Annotated in this window: 16 protein-coding genes and 2 pseudogenes; 12 read left to right on the top strand and 6 right to left on the bottom strand. The window is 40.6% G+C overall.

All coding sequences use genetic code 11. The features are described 5' to 3' along the window. Nucleotides 1-320 (top strand): hypothetical protein (locus KDK67_RS10830; RefSeq protein ID WP_250868818.1); only part of this gene is annotated, 320 nt, incomplete at its 5' end. 459 nt (nucleotides 321-779) lie between these two features. On the opposite strand, the gene KDK67_RS10825 is transcribed toward KDK67_RS10830, so the two are convergent. Continuing rightward, nucleotides 780-947, bottom strand: coding sequence for a hypothetical protein (locus KDK67_RS10825; RefSeq protein ID WP_250868817.1), 168 nt, complete (start codon nucleotides 945-947; stop codon nucleotides 780-782). Nucleotides 948-1,351: 404 nt separating this feature from the next. Between KDK67_RS10825 and KDK67_RS10820 the strand changes: the two are divergent. Together KDK67_RS10820 and KDK67_RS10815 are read left to right on the top strand one after the other, a co-directional pair. After that, nucleotides 1,352-2,164 (top strand): annotated as a pseudogene (locus tag KDK67_RS10820) (IS5 family transposase); the annotation flags it as partial. Nucleotides 2,165-2,590: 426 nt separating this feature from the next. Then, a complete protein-coding gene (locus tag KDK67_RS10815; RefSeq protein ID WP_250868816.1) occupies nucleotides 2,591-3,022 on the top strand; it encodes a hypothetical protein in 432 nt (143 codons plus the stop codon). A gap of 232 nt (nucleotides 3,023-3,254) precedes the next feature. Here KDK67_RS10815 and KDK67_RS10810 read toward each other — a convergent pair whose 3' ends face one another. Next, nucleotides 3,255-3,653, bottom strand: coding sequence for a hypothetical protein (locus KDK67_RS10810; RefSeq protein WP_250868815.1), 399 nt, complete (start codon nucleotides 3,651-3,653; stop codon nucleotides 3,255-3,257). Nucleotides 3,654-3,857: 204 nt separating this feature from the next. On the opposite strand from KDK67_RS10810, the gene KDK67_RS10805 reads away from it, so the two are divergent. From KDK67_RS10805 to KDK67_RS10775, 7 genes are all read left to right on the top strand, one after another. Beyond that, nucleotides 3,858-5,663, top strand: coding sequence for a glycosyltransferase (locus KDK67_RS10805; RefSeq protein ID WP_250868814.1), 1,806 nt, complete (start codon nucleotides 3,858-3,860; stop codon nucleotides 5,661-5,663). A gap of 77 nt (nucleotides 5,664-5,740) precedes the next feature. Next, nucleotides 5,741-6,730: a galactose-1-phosphate uridylyltransferase gene (locus tag KDK67_RS10800; protein WP_250868813.1), complete on the top strand. Its 990-nt coding sequence runs from the start codon at nucleotides 5,741-5,743 to the stop codon at nucleotides 6,728-6,730. A 62-nt stretch (nucleotides 6,731-6,792) separates the two neighbouring features. Beyond that, the gene (locus tag KDK67_RS10795) at nucleotides 6,793-7,962 is read left to right on the top strand and encodes a glycosyltransferase family 4 protein (RefSeq protein ID WP_250868812.1); all 1,170 of its coding nucleotides are present in this window, start codon (nucleotides 6,793-6,795) and stop codon (nucleotides 7,960-7,962) included. Nucleotides 7,963-8,021: 59 nt separating this feature from the next. Then, entirely contained in the window at nucleotides 8,022-9,152 is a 1,131-nt protein-coding gene (locus KDK67_RS10790; protein WP_250868811.1) for a glycoside hydrolase family 57 protein, read from the top strand. Continuing rightward, nucleotides 9,149-10,351: a glycoside hydrolase family 57 protein gene (locus KDK67_RS10785; protein ID WP_250868810.1), complete on the top strand. Its 1,203-nt coding sequence runs from the start codon at nucleotides 9,149-9,151 to the stop codon at nucleotides 10,349-10,351. The genes KDK67_RS10790 and KDK67_RS10785 overlap by 4 nt, the downstream gene beginning before the upstream one ends. Nucleotides 10,352-10,373: 22 nt before the next feature. Beyond that, on the top strand, nucleotides 10,374-12,317 hold the full coding sequence (locus KDK67_RS10780) for a glycoside hydrolase family 15 protein (RefSeq protein WP_250868809.1): 1,944 nt from the start codon (nucleotides 10,374-10,376) through the stop codon (nucleotides 12,315-12,317). Between the two features lie 44 nt (nucleotides 12,318-12,361). Beyond that, nucleotides 12,362-14,365: an amylo-alpha-1,6-glucosidase gene (locus tag KDK67_RS10775; RefSeq protein ID WP_250868808.1), complete on the top strand. Its 2,004-nt coding sequence runs from the start codon at nucleotides 12,362-12,364 to the stop codon at nucleotides 14,363-14,365. A 133-nt stretch (nucleotides 14,366-14,498) separates the two neighbouring features. On the opposite strand, the gene KDK67_RS10770 is transcribed toward KDK67_RS10775, so the two are convergent. Further along, nucleotides 14,499-14,666 (bottom strand): hypothetical protein, encoded by a 168-nt coding sequence (locus tag KDK67_RS10770; RefSeq protein WP_172362339.1) that lies wholly within the window; start codon nucleotides 14,664-14,666, stop codon nucleotides 14,499-14,501. A 541-nt stretch (nucleotides 14,667-15,207) separates the two neighbouring features. Here KDK67_RS10770 and KDK67_RS10765 point away from each other — a divergent pair. Further along, nucleotides 15,208-17,091, top strand: a complete 1,884-nt coding sequence (locus tag KDK67_RS10765; protein ID WP_250868807.1) for a PAS domain-containing sensor histidine kinase — start codon at nucleotides 15,208-15,210, stop codon at nucleotides 17,089-17,091. A 354-nt stretch (nucleotides 17,092-17,445) separates the two neighbouring features. On the opposite strand, the gene KDK67_RS10760 is transcribed toward KDK67_RS10765, so the two are convergent. Further along, nucleotides 17,446-17,976 carry a YfcE family phosphodiesterase gene (locus tag KDK67_RS10760; protein WP_250868806.1) on the bottom strand — a complete coding sequence of 177 codons (531 nt, stop codon included), beginning with the start codon at nucleotides 17,974-17,976 and terminating at the stop codon, nucleotides 17,446-17,448. Between the two features lie 283 nt (nucleotides 17,977-18,259). On the opposite strand from KDK67_RS10760, the gene KDK67_RS10755 reads away from it, so the two are divergent. Beyond that, nucleotides 18,260-18,970: a phosphoribosyltransferase gene (locus KDK67_RS10755; RefSeq protein WP_250868805.1), complete on the top strand. Its 711-nt coding sequence runs from the start codon at nucleotides 18,260-18,262 to the stop codon at nucleotides 18,968-18,970. A 136-nt stretch (nucleotides 18,971-19,106) separates the two neighbouring features. Here KDK67_RS10755 and KDK67_RS10750 read toward each other — a convergent pair whose 3' ends face one another. After that, nucleotides 19,107-19,568, bottom strand: coding sequence for an Hsp20/alpha crystallin family protein (locus tag KDK67_RS10750; RefSeq protein ID WP_250868804.1), 462 nt, complete (start codon nucleotides 19,566-19,568; stop codon nucleotides 19,107-19,109). Between the two features lie 560 nt (nucleotides 19,569-20,128). After that, nucleotides 20,129-20,246: pseudogene (locus KDK67_RS10745) on the bottom strand (site-specific integrase); the annotation flags it as partial.

Below are 20,246 nucleotides of genomic sequence, written 5' to 3'. Positions count from 1 at the left end.
CCAGCGCTACCGTGACTATAACCAATGCTACGGACCCACTCGAAAATACAATATCTATTGATAGTGTGGATATCATAACAAGAAATGCAGGCAAAAATCTATTTGTTTCTGCTAAGGCAGTTGTGACCATACAAAATGATGTAGCAGGTAATACAGTATCTGGATCTTGGACCGGTGCTACTACAGATGTTGATTCCGGGCTGACCGATGGATCGGGAACATTGACATTCTATTCCAATGAAGTTAAGTACAAAACTAAAGAACTAACGTTCACATTTAATATAGATGGGTCAAGTTTGTCAGCAACCTACCCTCAGTAAAGCAGAATTTCGGGTCTCAATTTGAGACCACCCATTTTTCATTTGATCATTTATTTCAAAGGGCTTGGTCCGGTACATTATGCTTTCGAAAATGAGCAACAAAGTATCTTTCATTTCCAAAAAAAGATTATTTTATTCAGTAAAGGATAATGGCATTATAGAGAAAATGCAAAATGGAAGCTTGAAATGCTAAAGTAAATGGTGAGATCATCAAATTAGCTTTTCGCTTTAAAAGCATAACTCTTTTTTCAAGACTACTGGTACCATTCTGAGCATAGCTCATACATTATATATATATATATATATAATCTAGAAAATGTACCTGCCCGTAACATATACTTGAACATTTTCGGGCGGAATTGGTATCAGTTACTTGTAACCACAAATTTGTAAAATGGGGAATAATGAAAAGCTGATAAAATAAAGGAGTTTCCGGTTCTTGCGGAAGGCTCCCTTACTTTAAAAGAGGTTAGCATAAGATGAAAGTCTGAGGAAGGCCATCAGAGCAATGGATACTGTAAGGGTGGCAATGAATGCTCCGTTGCCATCAATTTTAAGTCCTCTGTTTGTCCATTCAAGGATACCGTCTTCTTCGTCCATCGTGGAACCTGCATAGTATGTGTCCATTTCTTCTTTCCTCCTAGTTGTATGGGCAATGAATATCTATCACGATTAATCATTGCACATATATATAATGATTAATCGTTTATTGATGTTTCGGAGTACAGAATTATGTGTAAGGAAAAATGAGATAAATGAAGCATATTGGAACAATCAACTACTCTGATTGACCCACAGCCATCGACCAAATAGTTGAAAAATGGGCTCTGTAGAAATCCTCGATATTCGGACACTAATCCAATTTGAAAAGATTATGGAATGTGTTACATGATGTTGGAATATAATCCCAATTCCAGTCTATATATGTTGATTTTGATAGGTTTTCTATTTAATTTTCACATAAAATTTTAAAAAGGATTAATCCCCTGAGTATTACGTATCACAGAAAACACAAAAGGGATGAATGTGTTTTGTCTAACAAATATTTAAAGTTTGTTGATGCAGCGCTAGCTGTATCAGGTAACTCACACCTTCAGATCTATAGTTGCAAGTATTCCAAAAGAAAATATACACAACACCAGCTATTGACATTGGTTTTATTGAAAGAGTATCTGAATGAAGATTATAGAGATATTGTTGAACTTGTCGAAGTAATGGATAAGGTCAAATCAAGAATCGGAATTAAAGAAGTTCCACACTTTACTACGCTTCATAAATTCATTACAAGACTCAACTCTATTTATTTCAGCGGATTGCTACAGCAAACACTAAAACTCTTTTATTCTCATGGTGAAAAGATTGAGATAACTGCCATTGATTCGAGTGGATTTACGAGTGGTCATTGTAGTTACTATTATTCGTGGAGAACAGAAAAGAAACGAAGATCTTTCCTGAAAACCAGTATTTCTGTTGATACTAATAAGTTTCTTGTCACTGGTTTTAAGATCTCAGGAAAACCTGTACACGATTCAAAGCATGCGATGACATTGCTAAAGCAATGTCATAAAACTCGCAGATCAAATTATTATGTGATGGATAAGGGTTACGATTCTGAATATATACATTCTCTTGCAAGGGAAAAACTAGGATCAATCGCTATGATTCCTTTGAGACAGATGAAAAGAAAGAAGATCAAAGGAAAGTACCGTAGGAAAATGAAATGGGAATTTGATGAGGAAATGTATCATAATAGAAATCTGGTAGAAACGATGTTCTCTGTCTTGAAAAGAAAATATGGTGAAGAAATTAAGGCAAAAAAGTACTGGAATCAACTAAAAGAAATTGGTTCTCATTAACATCGAGTGGGTAATTTTAACGTCCTGCAAGTAAATATTCGCAATTATAGATAATTTCCCTGTATAATCTTTTAATTGTGATGTGGCATTCCAATCCATTCGATTGCGATTTGCATTAGTTATTTGAATTACATGACGCTTGAAAGGCAGGTGTAAATAAATTTAGTTACCCACACGATGTTGAAGAGATCCAAGAAATTAAATTCAAGTTATTAGTGCATAACCTTGACAGGTATGTCAGGGTTATTTTTATTATTCAAATGAGGATTTCTACAGAGCCGAAAAATGAATACATATGTTTATGTAAAACATCAGTATAAATTTCTGCTATGAATAAACTGACAACATCTGACCAGACATTCTTAGGATTGGTCATGTTGATGCTACTTGGGAAGGCCACCTGGGAATATTTTGATGTCACTCATCCCCATAGTACAACAATGGACAGGTACATGGTCAGCAATAATCGTAGTGGCTGTTCTCGGTTCGATCTGTATAAAATTTGCCACCAAAGCGGGTTTCCCGGAGATTTGGGATAAGGATATCCCGAACAGACAGAGGTTCGCCATCCCAATTGCTTTGGGGATCGGCTTTTCCATAATAGAGATACTTGTCGGATTAGTCCTTCGATTGCCTAATATTCATGTGGTATTCCCTTTCTCAATTCCTGTTAATTTGAGCGGCGGGATATTTCTTGAGATATTATACCACCTCATCCCAGTGGTAACTCTTACATGGCTTATCTCAACGGTGATCTTAAAAGGAGCAAGGAAAACACAGGTCTTTGTAGCAGTTGCCATCCTTGCAAGCTTATGGGAACCAACTATGCAAATAATGGGCATGTAACAGATGGGAATGCTTACAAGTGTTGTCTTCGCATGCGGACTTTTTATATTTATATTTGCAGGTAACCTGATCCCCATTACCCTTTTCCGAAAGTATGGATTTCTGGCCCCCTGTCGTCTGGCGTCTCGCAGACTACAGCATCTGGCACGTAATCTGGCCCATGATCTACTACTGATAACATTCCCTGATAAGATCAATGGTAATATCGGTGATTCCAAGCTCCTGCTGGACTTTAGGACAGGATCCTGTTGGCAAGCCAGGGGGATGTCGCTATTACAATAAGCACAAGTAACCAGATGCGTCCTTCGAAGATATTATAATCATAGAGCAGGCGATCCCAAGAGTGACCTATGACAAAATGTCCGAAGAGGAATTCAAAGGATACTGTCAGGAACAGCCACATAAGGCCAACATAAATGAACTGCACAGATGTCCCCGAAACACCTGAATATTTCAGGAAAACATAGGTGACTGCAAATATGATCGTGCTGAAGATCACTGAACTTATCTGGTGGGCAAGAAGTTCACCTGTATAAGGTGCATAAAGACCTCTTGATATGCCATTTAGTATGGCAGGTATGATGAACAGCACCCAGACACCAAAGGAATACAAGTAAAGTTTTGGGATCATATTAGTAATTTTGAGCTTTATTGATAAAAACTTATTCTTACATTCTACATTAATATTGCAAGTTTTCAGCTATAATTCAGCACGTGTAGCCAAGATCGTGTGTTTATTTTGGTTGATGATCTCCACAGAGCCGATAACTTTACGAAAACTAATATAGTATATTGCCAATGTCTATAAACAATTAATAAGTCCGGGGGGTACTTGGTGATCGAACGTAAGTGTATTATTATTGCCGGTGAAGAAGCTGGTCCAAAGTCCAATAAGATGGGCGGTATATGGAATGTTATTGATGCGGAAGTAAATAACCTTGCTCAAATGCTTGAAGACGGGACCATCGAAGAGGAATCGACTCCAAGAATTTTCGTTGTGGGTTCTTATTATGGGCATAGTGGCTCGGATTGGAACAAAGGTCTGAACCGTATTACAGATATGAGTGAATTTGAAGATTTTGTCCCCGATGAAGAACTTTCAACGATCATTGACGAACTCCGGGTAAAAGGCATTGAACTTCTTGCTGGAGTCATAAAGATCAAAGAGATAGAAATTGTTTACTTGATGTTCAAGACCAATGATTTTTGCAGAGTGGTCGTTGAATATAAAGGCGAACATATTTGTCTGGAAAATAAGATCAAGGCTGAAGCTTATGACCTCATTGGCATTGATTCCTTATTATATGAGGATATGGGGAACAGGACCGAATATGCACATTATCTTAATCTTTCATATGCAATATCTGAATTTGTTCATACTCTCGTATCTCTCAGAGAGGAGACTGCCAGTGTCTATGAAGATAAACTGATATCCGAATTTGCCAGTTCTTTGATGCCTACATTGTATGTTTCATTGCACTGCCACGAGTTCGGGGTATTTTATGCAATTGCCAGACTCAAGAAGCTCGGTGTTACGATCAATACAGTTGCAACCTATCATGCAACTATTCCAGGAAGAGTTGCAGGACACCTTTCTATAAAGAAAATACGTGACAATGATGGTTCCTGGGGAGACGGGGTTCCAAAGAATATGGCAACTCTTGAGTCGTTGTCCTCATATGCAGATGTTGTAACTGCAGTAGGGGATTCTACAAAAAAAGAGATCAAATTGTTCTATGGTATTGATTCCATTGTTGTTAGGAATGGGATCGATCTTGAGATAGAGGACATCGATGAATTATTGGATAAAAAGTCAAAATGCCGTACTAAGATCCAGGAATTAACTGCCAGTAAACTTTATAATGCCCATGACAGTGTAGAGCTTCTTCCGGAAAAGATCATTCCTATATTTTCTATCTCACGGATCGAAATTGAAAATAAAGGCTATCCTGACCTACTGGATTCACTTCTCCTTCTTGACAGGATGGTAAGGATCGAGGTCGAAGCCGGTAGGCTTGATGGGGACTACAGGGTTGTGTGTTTCATCATAACTGCTCATGGTCCAAAAACAAATCTGCCGGAAAATTTCCCGATCATGCTCAATGAAGATATACTTATCGGTGAAGAATTACGGATCCAAAATATGATAGAGAGCAGGGGACTTGAATGTTCCAAACTTCCAAATGGTGACAGGTATGTCTCTGCTGTTCTTTATCCCCAGTGGTTGTCAGATCATGATGGCGGGTTCAACATGAATGTCGATGAATTCATGGCTGGTTGTATTGCCGGCATATTCCCCTCACGGTACGAACCTTTCCTGTTAACTGGCCTTGAAGCTGGAAAGGAAGCAACTCCCAGCATTGTCAGCAAGGTTTGTGGATTCAGTGATGCGTTAAGCACTGCCAAGCGTCTGGTGATGGGTATGGGTGGGGTGTTGGTAGTTGATAATATCGATCTTGCCTATCTTGAAACGATAGCAGATTATGCACTTACCCTGGATTACTTCATAGACACTTACACTGATGATAAGACAAAATACAACTTCCTCTGCCAGGAAGCAAATCTCCTTGCTAAGGATATGAACTGGCAGGAACCTACTAAGCAATACTATGAGATGCTTACAGGTACAAAACCAAAATGAGCTAAGGACCTGTAAAAGAAAAGTATTGCTCTTATGAAAAGAAATTGAATATATCTATATTGGGGATGATGGGGAATATGTCAGAGATACGCAAGCACTATTTTCTGGATGAATATTGCATAATAGCACCAGGAAGAAGTAAAAGACCTTCAGTGTTCAAAACAGAAAAGAAAGAACAGGCCTCCAATAAATGTGTTTTTTGTGCAGGCGAAGAAGATAAAACACCTCTTGCAACTGCTGTTTATAAAAATGGCAGTATTCTGAAAGATTCCGAAAGTTCAAGAGTAACAGGATGGGATGTGCGTTGCATGCCAAATCTTTATCCTGCACTTGCTCCGGATGCAGGTGAAGTTAATTCAGATCATGAGGTATTTCCAGGTTATGGTTTTCATGAAGTTATTGTTGAAACACCTTCGCATGAGAATATGATCCCTGATCTTTCAGATGAAGAGATGTCATTGCTTATGAAGGTCTATCAGGATCGTGTAATACACTACGAAGCCATTGATAATATAGAATACGTTTCACTGTTCAAGAATTGGGGGGAAAAGGCAGGTGCGTCTCTGGAACATACACATTCCCAGCTAATGGCAATGCCCATTAAACCTCCGTTATTAATGGAAGAAATGAAGGTCATCGGATCATTTTCAAGATGTCCTTATTGTGATATCGTAGAAAAAGAAAGCAAAAGTGAGAGGCTCTTATATGAAAATGAGCATTTTACGGTTATAACGCCTTATTGCTCAAAGGTCCCGTATGAGATGTGGATCCTGCCTAAGATACATACAAATCATATCTCAGGCTTTGATCAGAACCAGTTGAACTCTCTGGGAAAAGCAATACGTTCTGCTCTTTCATGTCTCCGGGACAATATGGGTGAGATACCTTATAATTACATGTTCTATCAACTAAGAGATGAACCTGGATATCACTTTAACTTAAAGCTTCAACCGGTTACAACGAAGGCAGCGGGTTTTGAGAAAAATACCGAAGTATACATTAATACAATGCCTCCGGAAACGGCTGTGAAATATCTTCAGGGTAATTTTAAGGATGGTTCTGAATGATACGCTTAAGTACTAATAAAAATATTTAATGAATACTATAAACTAATTGGATCTGATCAAAAATGGGGAAAAATTTAAAGATCGGGATGTTCTCTTGGGAGAGTTTACACTCGATAAAAGTGGGTGGTATAGCTCCGCATGTTTCCGAACTTGCTGAAGCTCTTGCTGAGAAGGGACATTCAGTCCACATATTTACCAGAAATAATGGACTGGAACCATATGAGAAAGTGAATGGAGTTCACTATCATCGGGTAGACCATTCTCTCTCAGGAGGCATTGTTCAGCAAATGGATAGCATGTGTGATTCAATGTACTCGAGATTCCTTGATGTTACGAAGGAATATGGCAAGTTCGATATATTGCATGCACATGATTGGCATCCTTTCAATGTGGTCTCAAGGATCAAATATGAATTTGGGATACCCTTTATGTTCACATATCACAGTACCGAATGGGGACGTAATGGTAACATACATGGAAACTGGTGGGAAGCCGAGGAAATATCTCACAGGGAATGGAAAGCTGGCTATGAAGCCATAAAGGTCATATCTACATCACAACAACTTACAAATGAGATCAAGTTCCTGTACCAGATACCCGATGAGAAGATCTCGATCATTCCAAATGGTATCTTTCATGGCAAAATGAAAAAGGACGTTGACGCCGGTGAAGTAAAAGAAAGATTAGGTATTCATCCTCTCGCACCGGTTGTTCTGTTCATAGGACGTATGAGCTACCAAAAAGGTCCGGATATGCTTGTTGAAGCTATCCCTGAAGTGATGGATCATCGCTGGGACACGAAATTTGTTTTTATTGGTGAAGGTGAAATGCGCCCTCACTGCGAACATCTCGTAAATACAGAAAATGTTTCAGATAGTTGTCATTTCCTGGGATATGTGGATGATGAAACCGCTAAGGACTGGATCAATGCATGTGATATTCTCTGTATTCCAAGCAGGAACGAACCTTTTGGGATCGTTGTTCTTGAAGGCTGGGATGCTGAAAGGACCATCGTTGCAACAGATGCTGTCCAAATAATCGACAATTTCGTTGATGGTATCCTTGTACACAAATATCCGAAGTCTATTGCATGGGGCATAAATTACGTGCTTGATGACCTCTCCAATGGTGGCATGAGAAAAGCCGGTAAAGAACTTATCGAGACCAGGTACAACTGGCTCAAGATCGCAGAACAAACAAGTGAAGCATACCTTGATGCTCTCAAAAACTAAATTATGGCGATCAATAATACTGATGCCATCGAGAATATAATAAAATAGGAGGCTTGGGAATGCAGTCGGTTTGCATCTGTTCAGAAGTACATCTTCCTTGTGTGCTAAAATGGTACTGGCCATCGGAGGGGTACCGCCCTCCGGAATTCGAAACATATTTTGATCAGCCCAAAATGTACTCTGCTTTAGAAAAAAATGTCCCGGAGATAATTCGTACGAATGAAGCTTTGCTGGATTCTATAGATAACGGCGCAAAGTATATTTTTGATATATCCGGGATCTTTTTAGATCAATGTAAGTGGAATCCTGCTGTAATTGAATCATTTCAGGAGCTAAAAGACAGAGGTGCCGGCTTTTCAGCATCACCCTATTACCATTCCATATCATCCCTTTTCCCTGATAATAAGGAATTTAAAGAACAGGTCTCCATGCATCGGGATAAGATCAAGGAGATCTTCAATGTTAATCCCCGGACTTTTATAAATACTGAGCTAATACTTACAAAGGAGCTCAGTACGATCCTTAAGGAGATGAAGTTCAAGTGCCTTATTTCAGAAGGTTCGGAGAATCTATTGTATGGAAATGATCCAAACCAGGTTTATGATAATCATATACCGACGTTGTTGCGTCACATACCCTTAAGTGAAGATATAGAGATCCGCTTTTCAGATCAGAAATGGATAAGCTATCCTTTGATAGCTGATAAATTTGCTTCATGGATAGCCAACATGGAAGGCGATGTGACCACATTACATTTCAAATACAGTTCCATCCTTTCCCATCAGCAGAACAGAAGCGATATACTTCAATTCCTCATCGATCTTCCGGCAAGTTTTGAGAAATATGGAATTTCCATGATAACACCTGAAGAAGCTTTGAAGAATTTTAAGACAAAGGAACTTCCATCTATCATGAACAAGTCCACTTCTCGCTATGGGATGCATAATTTGCTGGGCAATCACCCTCAGCACCTGTACCTGCATGAACTGATAAATATCGGTGAGATCATCCAGTCCATAAAAGGTGCTCCTGAATATGAAAAACTGAACTGTATCTACCGATACTTTCAGCAAAGCGAAATATTGCTGGAGATGGGGTCTGATAACCAGAATATTGGTTATGAAAAGGCAGTCAATATTTTCTCCGCAATTTCGGACTTTAAACGTGCTATACTGGAAGTGAAGGTATGAAGTCCGTATGTATGTATTTCCAGCTCCATCAACCGTACCGTTTGAAGTGGTTCTGGCCGGATGACTCTAAAGGTTTTGAAAGGTATTTCGATGTTGCAATAAACAGGAGTATCTTCGAGAAGGTTGCCCGCAAGTGCTACCTTCCAGCCACGACCCTCTTGGCAGAGCTCGTTGACCAGCATGAAGGCAATTTCAAGTTCAGTGTTTCAATAACCGGAACTCTTCTAAGCCAGTGCGAAAAATGGAATCCTGATGTCCTTGACGTTTTCACCCAACTTGCAGACTCAAAACGGGTGGAATTTCTCGATGAGACCAATTATCATTCTCTTGCAAGTCTTTTCGATGACAAGGATGAGTTTCGGGAAGAGGTCCAGGAACATCATGAGCTTACTTCAGACCTGCTTGGTGTAAAACCACAGGTTTTCAGGAACACAGAACTCCTTTACAATAACAGTATTGCTGAAACAGTTTCATCCATGGGTTACAAAGCCATACTTACAGAAGGCGTTGATCAGCTGTTGGACACCCGATCCCCCAATCATGTCTACAAAGCAAAGGATTGTGCCCTACCCGTTCTTCTCAGGAACTATAAGATGAGTGATGATATCGGTTATCGTTTCTCAGCGAGATGGTGGGAAGAGTATCCATTAACTGCTGACAAGTGGGCACACTGGGCATCCACAGAAAAAGGAGATTGTATGAACATCTTCATGGATTACGAGACCTTTGGTGAGCATCAATGGTCCGATTCCGGTATCTTTGATTTCCTCAGGGCTTTACCTGGTGAGGTTCTTAACAAAGGTCTTGAGTTCAATACTCCTTCTGAGATCGTCGAGAAGTACGAACCGGTAGGAGAGGTAGATGTCGGGGACTTTAACACGATCTCATGGGCGGATATGGAGAGGGATACAAGTGCATGGCTTGGTAACGACATGCAGCGTAGGTGCTTCGAAGAGGCAAAAAGGCTTGGACCTTACGTGAAAAGAACGAATGATCCGAAGCTCATCAACATATGGAGGCATCTTCTTACATCTGATCACTATTACTACATGAGTACAAAATGGTTAGGAGATGGAGATGTACATTCGTATTTCAGTATCCATACATCACCCTATGATGCAGCCATAAATTTCATTGCAGCATTATTGGATTTCAAATCCTGTGTTTTCAGGAAACTGGCTGAAATGAACAAAGAATGATCCTTGAAAAGGAGAGATATATTTGATCAGGCATCCAAATGCTATACTCGGCAATGATAAATTGCTTGTATCAATGGGTGAGAAAGGCAATCTACTGGGATTTTTTTACCCACGGCGAGATTGGGCTCAACATATTGGAGAGTCCAAAGCCTGCATTTACACAAATGGGGGTCTGCTATGGACGGATTCTCCTGAATGGACCTCAAAACAGGAATATGTGGATGATACGAATGTAATCACAACCCATCTGCCCCATTTTTCCGGCATCGAAGTATCAATTCATGACTTTATGCATCAGGATATGCCGGTCCTTGTACGGAAGTATGGGATCACATCAAAAGAGCATATCAGTGGCAAATTTTATTATTATTCTAATTTCCAGGCCGGAGAAAACCATCGGAGAAACTCTGCTTTCTGTGATCTGGATGCCGGTCTGCTTGTTCAATACATGCAGAACTTCTACATTGGTCTGTCAAGTGCTCCGGGATTTGAGGAGTGGCAGGTTGGTAAGATACAGGAGAATGGATGGGTGGCAAGTGCCATAAGTGATATGGAAGATGGACAACTCCAGCAAAATGTTGAAGATATCGGTGATCTGGACAATTCGATTGGATGGGAGCTCAACCTCCTGCCTGGTGAAAGTACCACGATCACACTGTTTATCGGTATCGCTTCAGAAAGGCAGTCGATATACGACCTGCTGGCTGATGTTCTGGAACAGTCCCCTGCTGACATAATGCATGGATCTGAAGATCGCTCAGTTCGATGGTTATCAAAAAAGCGAGCTTTAGACTTATCTGTACTGGAAGATGATCCCCTTTTCAAAAAAGAGGTCCATAGCTTATACGTTCGTTCATTACTTTCTCTGAACTTACTGAATGACCCTGAGGAGGGATCATTTGTAGCTTCTCCGGAGTTCGATCCTGCTTTTGAGATGTGTGGCGGATATGGGTTCTGCTGGAACCGGGATACGGTGGAAATCGTTCTTGCTCTGTTGAATGCCGGCTATCCTGAATTTGCGGCAAAGTTCTTTGAATGGTGCAAAAGAACACAACTTCCTAATGGTTCGTGGTTCCAGAGGTACTGGTTGGATGGAAAGGAAGCTCCCTCCTGGGGTAATTTTGATGATTCCACGCAGATCGATGAGACCGGTTCAACGCTTTATGCAATCGATCACCATTACCAGAAACTGGAAGTGGCTGAAAGACCTGAATTTCTGGAAACCATGTGGGAAACGGTGCGTGAGGGTGCAGAATATCTGATGGGAAGGACCGTCCAAGGTCTTCATGATCCATGCAGGTGCCTGTGGGAATCCGAAATAGGTATATTCAGTTATACGAATGCTGCTATCTATGCCGGTCTAAAAGGTGCTGCTCATCTGGCTAAGGAAAATGGTGTACAGATATTTGCAGAAAAATGGTTCGACAGGGCTGAACTGGTCAGGAAGGAAACCATTGAGAAACTGTGGCTTAAGGAAGGTTATTTTTCCCGGGGTATTATTGACAACAATATCCACAGAACCGTAGATTCGAGCATGATCGGCACGTTCATTCCTTTTGCTCTTCTTTCATCGAACGATCCTGATGAAAAGGCCATGATACTCTCAATGATAGAGCATATTGAAAGTGCTCTCAGGGTTCCGGTCAATGGATATTTTGGGATCAAACGTTATGAAAATGACAATTATATCGATGGTAATCCGTGGGTAGTGACAACATTATGGCTTTCCCGTGCCCTGCTCACTCTTGCCATATCACTGGGGAATAAGGATGATGAATATGACCTGCTGGTGAATAAGGCACTTGAATACATAAAATGGACAATTAGAAGCACGACCAGCACCGGTCTCTTATCCGAGCAGGTGGATAAAACCACTGGGCGAGCTGCATGGGCCAGACCTTTAGGCTGGAGCTGTGCACTATTTATCGAGAATGCTCTGCTTCTGAACGAATTAAAAGAAGCGTGAAAGAGATCAAGTTCGAACTGAATATATCTTAAGGTGTAATTCGTATGTCCCCATATGTAACATATAATGGTGAATTTGATCCTGCTTCTGGTATTTCCCGGGAATGGCTGATCACGAACGGCATCGGGGGATATGCATCATCTACTCTTATTGGTGAGAATTCAAGAAAATACCATGGTCTCCTGATCGCTTCTGCAAATCCTCCGGTTGACCGTAGGGTGCTGCTTTCTTCCCTTGATGAAGAGATCATTGTTGGGAATGTGGTCCATCGTCTTGCAGTCCATAGGTATCCCGATACAGTGTATCCTTCAGGTTTCAAATATCTCGAGCATTTTTCTGCTTCTCCGTTACCAACCTTTGAGTACAGGATCGGGAACATTAAGCTGATAAAGAATATCTTCATGATATATGGACAGAACACCACAATTGTCAGGTATAAACTATTAAATCCTGATAATGAGGACATCGTTTTCCGTATATTGCCTCTTGTGACCAACAGGGATTTCCACCAGCTTAGAAGGGCAGATGATATCAGTTTTAGTGAAGTGTATGGTACCACAGGAGTTCAGCTGGGGACGGATGATGGTCTTCTGCATCTGCGATCCAATATGCAATATGATCAGGAACCACACTGGTACTATAATTTAGAATATAGCCTCGAACGTGAACGAGGGGAAGCTTATCAGGAAGATCTCTATAACCCTGGTCATTTTGAAAGACAGATATCGGATCATGTAAGTGAAATGTATGTTGTAGCCTCGGATTCTATCCTGAAAAACCTGGAATTCGATCCTGAACTTGTTAATTCTGAACACGAAAGGGAACTTTCAAGACAAAGATCTCTGCAGGATCGCTGTAATTTGACTGGTGATCTCGCAAAGCAGCTCGTCAATGCTGCAGACTCTTTCATCGTGCAACGCAACTCCACCAGTTCAAAAACGATCCTCGCAGGTTATCACTGGTTTGCGGATTGGGGAAGGGACGCGATGATCTCGCTTCCGGGACTTACTCTTGTAACAGGAAGGTTCAATGATGCAAAAGATATTCTGACCACTTTTTCTGAACAATGTTCAGAAGGCCTTATACCAAACCGTTTTTCAGATGACGGTCTTTCTCCTCCTGACTATAATACAGTTGATGCTTCCCTCTGGTTCATCCATTCCCTTGGGAGATATTATTCCTATACCAAGGATGTCGAATTTGTTATGACAATGTGGGATACGGTTGGGTCAGTGATCCATAAATACATTGAAGGTACCCTATACGGAATCCGTATGGATGAGGATGGACTTATTGAGCATGAAGGTCAGCTTACCTGGATGGATGTGAAGATCGGTGATAGGGAGATCACACCGAGGGCTGGGAAAGCATGCGAGATAAACGCTTTGTGGTACAATTCCCTCTGTATTGCCAACTGGCTGGGGGAAGTGGTAGGTGCGGATACAAAGCAGTATATTGAAATATCTCAATTGGCAAAGAACAATTTCGTTAAAACTTTCTGGAACCCGACGGAGAAGTGCCTTTATGATTGCGCTTCCGTAAATGAGGATCTGTCTGTCAGTAAAGATGCATCCATCAGGCCGAACCAGATATTTGCAGTATCACTACCCTACACGATGCTTAATCCTGAAAAGGAGAAAATGATCGTTGAAAAGATAGGTGAAGAACTCTTAACCCCTTATGGCCTGAGGACCTTGTCACCGGCTGACAGCCAGTATATTGGAAGATACAGGGGTGACAGGGATTCCCGGGACCGTGCATATCATAACGGCACGGTCTGGCCCTGGCTACTCGGACCATTCGTTACTGCATATGCAAAGGTGCACGACAGATCTCCCTCAAGCCTGGAATATTGCAGGCAATTGTTACTCCATTTTGGATCTCATCTTGATGAGGGTGGAATAGGAAGTATCTCCGAGATATTTGATGGTGATCTCCCACACAGGCCAGGTGGATGTATTTCCCAGGCATGGAGCGTTGCTGAAATATTACGGGCTTATGTCGAGGATGCGAATGTTCAAAGTCATCGTCGGATGGAAAAAAAGTAACTCGAAAAATGAGCTTGAAGATAAAAAGGGTAGAATTGCTATCAGTTGCTTGTGATCATAAATTTCTAAAATGGAGAATAATAAAAAGCTAATTAAATAAAGGAGTTTCCGGTCTTACGGAGGGCTCCTTTACTTAGAAGAGGTTAGCATAAGATGAAAGTCTGAGGAAGGCCATCAGAGCAATGGATACTGTAAGGGTGGCAATGAATGCTCCGTTTCCATCAATTTTAAGTCCTCTATTTGTCCATTCAAGGATACTGTCTTCTTCATCCATTGTAGATCCTGCGTAGTATGTGTCCATTTCTTCTTTCCTCCTGGTTTTATGGGCAATGACCATCTATCACGATTAATCATTGCACATATCTATAATGATTAATCATTTATTAAGGTTTCGGAATAAAGAATTATTTGTATAATTCATATTTTTCATGATACCATGGTCTCACACAATAAGTCGGGGATATAGGTATCTAAGAAAATGCCACTGTTTTTAAATTTTAATTTTTCAGGGTTCGAGTTCATCCTTCGCACAGCAAGTCGCAGAAGCCCCTTATCCTGAAACTGATGCCATGATATGTCATCCACCTTCTTTTTTATACCATTCAAAAGGCTTTGTACAATTTTAAAGCCGTTGTCCCTTTTGAGACCTCAGTCCATTTTACGCATCAGACGCCGATTATAACGGGATTGGGCTATATCTGAACGACAACAACCTATCTATTAGATCAAGAGTTCCTGTTTCTTCTACTCTTGATCGACTCGTTTATGACTTTTTGAAGATTGGGATCTTCAACGCACAGCAAGTCGGGGATATAGTTAAGAGCAATTGTGGGGGGACGATGATGAGTGATTTATCTATCGAGAAAGGGCTACTGGAGAGTGAAGATATATACAAAGCGTTGTTTGAAGGTACTGCCGAGGGGATACTTGTTGCAGATATTGAAACAAAAGAATTCCTGTTTGCCAATCCAGCTATGTGCAAAATGTTAGGTTATACGGAAGAAGAATTGCTGCAAAAGAGTGTACTTGACATTCATCAGAAAAATGATCTGAAATGTGCGATTTCTGAATTTGAGAGCCAGGCACGAGGAGAGAAAACCTTATCGTCATCCAGACCCTGTTTGCGAAAAAACGGAACAACGCTATATGCAGATATTAACACAACTAATGTCTTGATAAATGGAAGAGGATGTAATGTAGGTTTCTTCACAGATATCACCGAGCGCAAGAAAATTGAAGAAGAGCTGCTGTTGAAAAACAAGGTATTCGAGTCATCGCTTTCCGCTAATAGCACTTCCAAGGTTGACGGTATAATTAATCATGCAAATGCTGCATTCGTGGAAATATGGGGATATGACAGTCTGGAGGAAGTTGTCGGCCACCCGATTCCGTACTTCTTTGTTAATCCTGATGATGCATTGCCGATACTCGAATCGCTCAACAAGACCGGCAAGTGGGAAGGAAACTACCTTGCAAAAAGGAAAGACGGCTCTACATTTATCGCGCAGAGCCTTGCATCCGTAATCAAGGACGAAAAAGGCAAACTGATCGGCTACCATTCCTCGGTGATAGACATCACCGAGCGGAAGCAGATGGAAGAAGCTCTACGTAAGAGTGAAGCCAGTTTAGCCAATGCACAGCGTATTTCTCATCTTGGCAATTGGGATTGGGACATCGTTAACAATAAGTTAAAATTCTCAGAAGAGATATATCACATCCTTGGGATGGAAACCCAGGAATTCGGGGATACCAATGAGGATTTTTTAAAGTTCGTCCATCCTGATGACGAGTTGTTTGTTCAAGATAATATAAATAAGGCAATATATGAACATAAACCGTATAGTATTGACTACCGCCTTCTTTTGCTCGATGGCTCAGAATGTACTGTTCATGAGGAAGCCGAAGTTACGTTTAATGAAACCGGTCAGGCCATTCGAATGTTTGGGACTATGCAGGACATAACCATTCGCAAGCAAGTAGAAGATGCAATGTTCAATGCAAAACTTGCTGCGGAAGCTGCCAACAAATCCAAGGCCGAATTTATTGCAAATATGACCCATGAGCTAAGCACACCCCTTAACGCTGTCATCGGATTCTCTGAAATGTTACTGTTGGGAACTTTCGGAACGCTCAATGATAAACAAACAAAATATGCGAACAATATTAATTCAAGCGGAAAACACTTGCTGGATGTGATCAACGATATTCTTGACCTTTCAAAAATTGAAGCTGGAAAGATGGAACTTCATATTAATGAATTTTTTGTATCCGATGCTATTGATGAAGTAGAAGCATTGATGATACCTATTGCATCACAGAAGAATATTGATCTGACATGTAACATCGACATTGAAACACCTATCATAAAAGCAGACACAATAAAATTCAAGCAGATTCTTTACAACCTCGTGAGCAATGCCATTAAGTTCACGGAGCAAGGAGGTTTTGTGACTATTGGAGGAAAAATATCAGAGGACTTTGTGCATATTTATGTAAAGGACAGTGGCATTGGCATTTCACCAGAGGATCAGGATAAACTGTTCACCTCTTTCTTTCAGGCGGATTCTTCAAGTACCAGAGAGTATGGGGGTACCGGTCTTAGCCTTGCACTTATCAAGAAATTTGTTGAAATGCATGGCGGTGAGGTTTGGGTTGAAAGTGAAGTTGGAAAAGGTAGCACATTTGGATTTAGCATACCAACTAATCTTGAAAGCACATCCTTTTGATTTATTTTATCTCGAATACAACTGCTTTGGTAGACAGCATTTGTACTTTGTCATTCCCTGATTACAGTAACTCACTCTTTTTTATTTTCTCTGTCAATGCTACTCCAACTGCTTGGGCGATACCGTCATCAATCAAAATATTGCTACGACTTGATTGATTTTGATGTTTGAATTTTGAAAAGAGGATCTCTACAAAGCTAATAATCCAAACCGTCATTGATCACTGCTTATTTCCCGTTCTTCTCTTGTATTTTCTGCTATTTCTTTATACAATTTTAATTTCAGAATTTTAAAAAAATCGAAATATATGTAATTTATTCTGTATATTTATGAAATTATCTGATCCACTCGAACTCACTTCCTCTCATACTCAAAATAACTGCACACATCCCCATCACACCTTATCACCCTCCCCCTTACCCTACCCTCAAATATGTCAAGTTCTATGGCGCTGGGTTCAGCAATTCCAGGCACGATCGCACTGCCCGGGGAGAGCAGAAGTACCTCAAAATCCTCGATGATCGGATGGTGGAAATGCCCGAAGATCAGAACATCCACACCCATCTCTTTTGCCAGATAGCGCAGCCCGTCCGGGTTATCAGATGTCAGTTGGCCTTTGTGAATGACCCCTACCTTGACACCCTCAACCTCAATGACCTGCCTTTCAGGCAAAAGTTCCATCAATTCAGGTACATCAGTATCTCCGTGGACTGCCACAAGGTCTCCTAAACCTGACAATTCATTGTAACATTCCAGTGTCTCAAAATCCCCTGCATGGATCAATATATCACTGTTCTTGATAATTGTGACCAGATCATCCGGCAACAACTCTAGCAGCGACTGCCCCGATCTAATATGGGTATCTGATAAAATAATTAGTTTCATGTGTCCCCCATTAACTTATTAAAATCTTGCATTACTGGCATATAATGATTCCCCACACAAAGACGAAGCACATTGTTGCAACGTGGGTAATCGTTCAGTGTAACATGACGATGATCGTCTTTCCTCAAAGATATTGTAATCATATAGCCTCCCATGAGTGACCTATGACAAAATGCCCGAAGAGGAATTCAAAGGATACTGTCAGGCGTAGCCAAATCAGCCCAACATAAGTGAACTGCCTAAATGTTCCCGAAACATTTTTTACAGAATGAGAATATATTCTATGTCAATGGCAACTGCGAATAAATATCCACCTGCTGATCGCACCTCATTTAAATGTGATTTAATGGGTTTTAGAGAAGCACACAGCCTTGCTAAAATACTTGTTAAAAAAATAAAAGATTCTGGATATTTGCCTGACATCATAATTGCGATAGGCAGAGGTGGGTATGTACCTGCCAGGGTCGTATGCGATTTCCTGCTTTTTGATGACCTGACAACAATAAAGATTGAGCACTACAAAGGGGCAGCAGACATTCAAGAAACGGCAAAGCTCAAGTTTCCACTCTCTGTTGATATTCATGGTAAAAAGATCCTTGTTGTGGATGATGTTACAGATACGGGTAAAACGCTAAGCCTTGCCGTAGAATACCTGAAATCCCTTAAACCGGCAGAGATCAAAACGGCAGTCCTTCAGCATAAAATATGTTCGGATTTCGTGCCGGATTATTATGCCAAAAAGATAGTTAAATGGCGCTGGATCATTTACCCATGGGCTGCTTACGAAGATCTCGCAGGATTTACCGAAAAGATAATTGGTGAGAGGACTTTAACCCCCCAGCTAATTTGTAACGAGTTTGATGCCTGCTACAGTATAACTATAAAACAATCGGATCTGATAGAAATACTTGAAGACCTGAATGAGAGGGGAAGTATAGAGTGCATTGATGATAAAGAGAATATGCTATGGAGAAAAGCAAACGTTTTGAAGTAAACCGTGGACAAGTACAGCAGTTCACTAATATTTTACCCATCCCATAATAATCCCCATTCACCTCCAGCGCACAGCAAGTCGGGGATGCAGCAAACAAATTCCAGAACAGGGATATTAAAAAAAGAAGAATGATCGATCACTCGATCATGATCTTTGGTTTTTCTTCGGCCTTTGTCTTTGGAAGTGTAATCGTCAAAACACCATTCTCAAGTTTTGCCTTTGCCCCTTCATCAGTAACGTTCGATGGAAGAACAGCAGATCTTGAGAAGTGTCTATAGGTACGCTCCCTCTGGGTGTAACCCTCATCCTCAGACTCACTTTCCTTTTTGCACTCTGCGCTGATCTCAATGATGTTGTCTTTCACACTTACATCGATATCTTTCTTGTCGACACCTGGTAGGTCAATAGTGACCATGACATTGTCACCCTTTTCCTTTATATCCATCAGGGGGGCAATTGATTTGCCCTCGAGCCAGCCCCCGAACGGGGGAATCTCTCTGAATAACTGGTTGAGGTGTTCCTGTGTCTGCTTTATTTCTTCAAATGGATCCCAGCGGGATAATCCAGAGGGACCCCTACGCGTTAAACCGAATTTCATACATTCCACTCCCTAATATTTAAACAGTTAGAGGTATGACAATTAGACCTAAAAAGATAACGGGTATGAAAATATGTACTGTCCAGATAGGCAGCACTTGTATTTTGTTAAGGCTTGAGGATCGAATTTTATGCCCCACACAATAAATCGGGGATATAGTTAATACCAAAAAACACTACGTTTTTGTCAATCTGCTACGCAACTATATTACTCTCCCCCTATTTTTTTCAAAGGGATGATCGCAATAAACAGTGGAGTGTAATTTTTAATAGCCTATGAATATTTTACATCAAAAAGGATATATGTGATAAAGTTAAATTTCTTAGTGGGTTTGGGAGTGCTGACATGAAATTATCTTACCTAGATCAGCTGTAAGCGGGGGTTTTCGGCTGTAATTAATTGAATAGACGAAATGTAAGTAAATTGAAGGGGAGTGTTAAAGAAATGTTGTTTATGGGTATATCAACCTTATAGTTAAGTTATATACTCTTTTTAGAACAATTTTTTAGAAAAGATTACGGTACAAGTGGAACGCGATTTATCATAAAGCATGGTTCTCTTTAAGATCGTGTGGGTAATTTCAATTTCCCCGCCATCAAGAATATCATTGTATTCCTATACATTTCAGTCTTCAATCCATATGATCTCTTGAAAGCTGTCTTAATCTTGTTGTTCAAT

It is taken from the genome of Methanococcoides seepicolus, from assembly GCF_023684405.1.
GTDB lineage: Archaea > Halobacteriota > Methanosarcinia > Methanosarcinales > Methanosarcinaceae > Methanococcoides > Methanococcoides seepicolus.
Note: the sequence above shows the minus strand (reverse complement) of the source record. Positions and strands in the feature narration are given on the sequence as shown.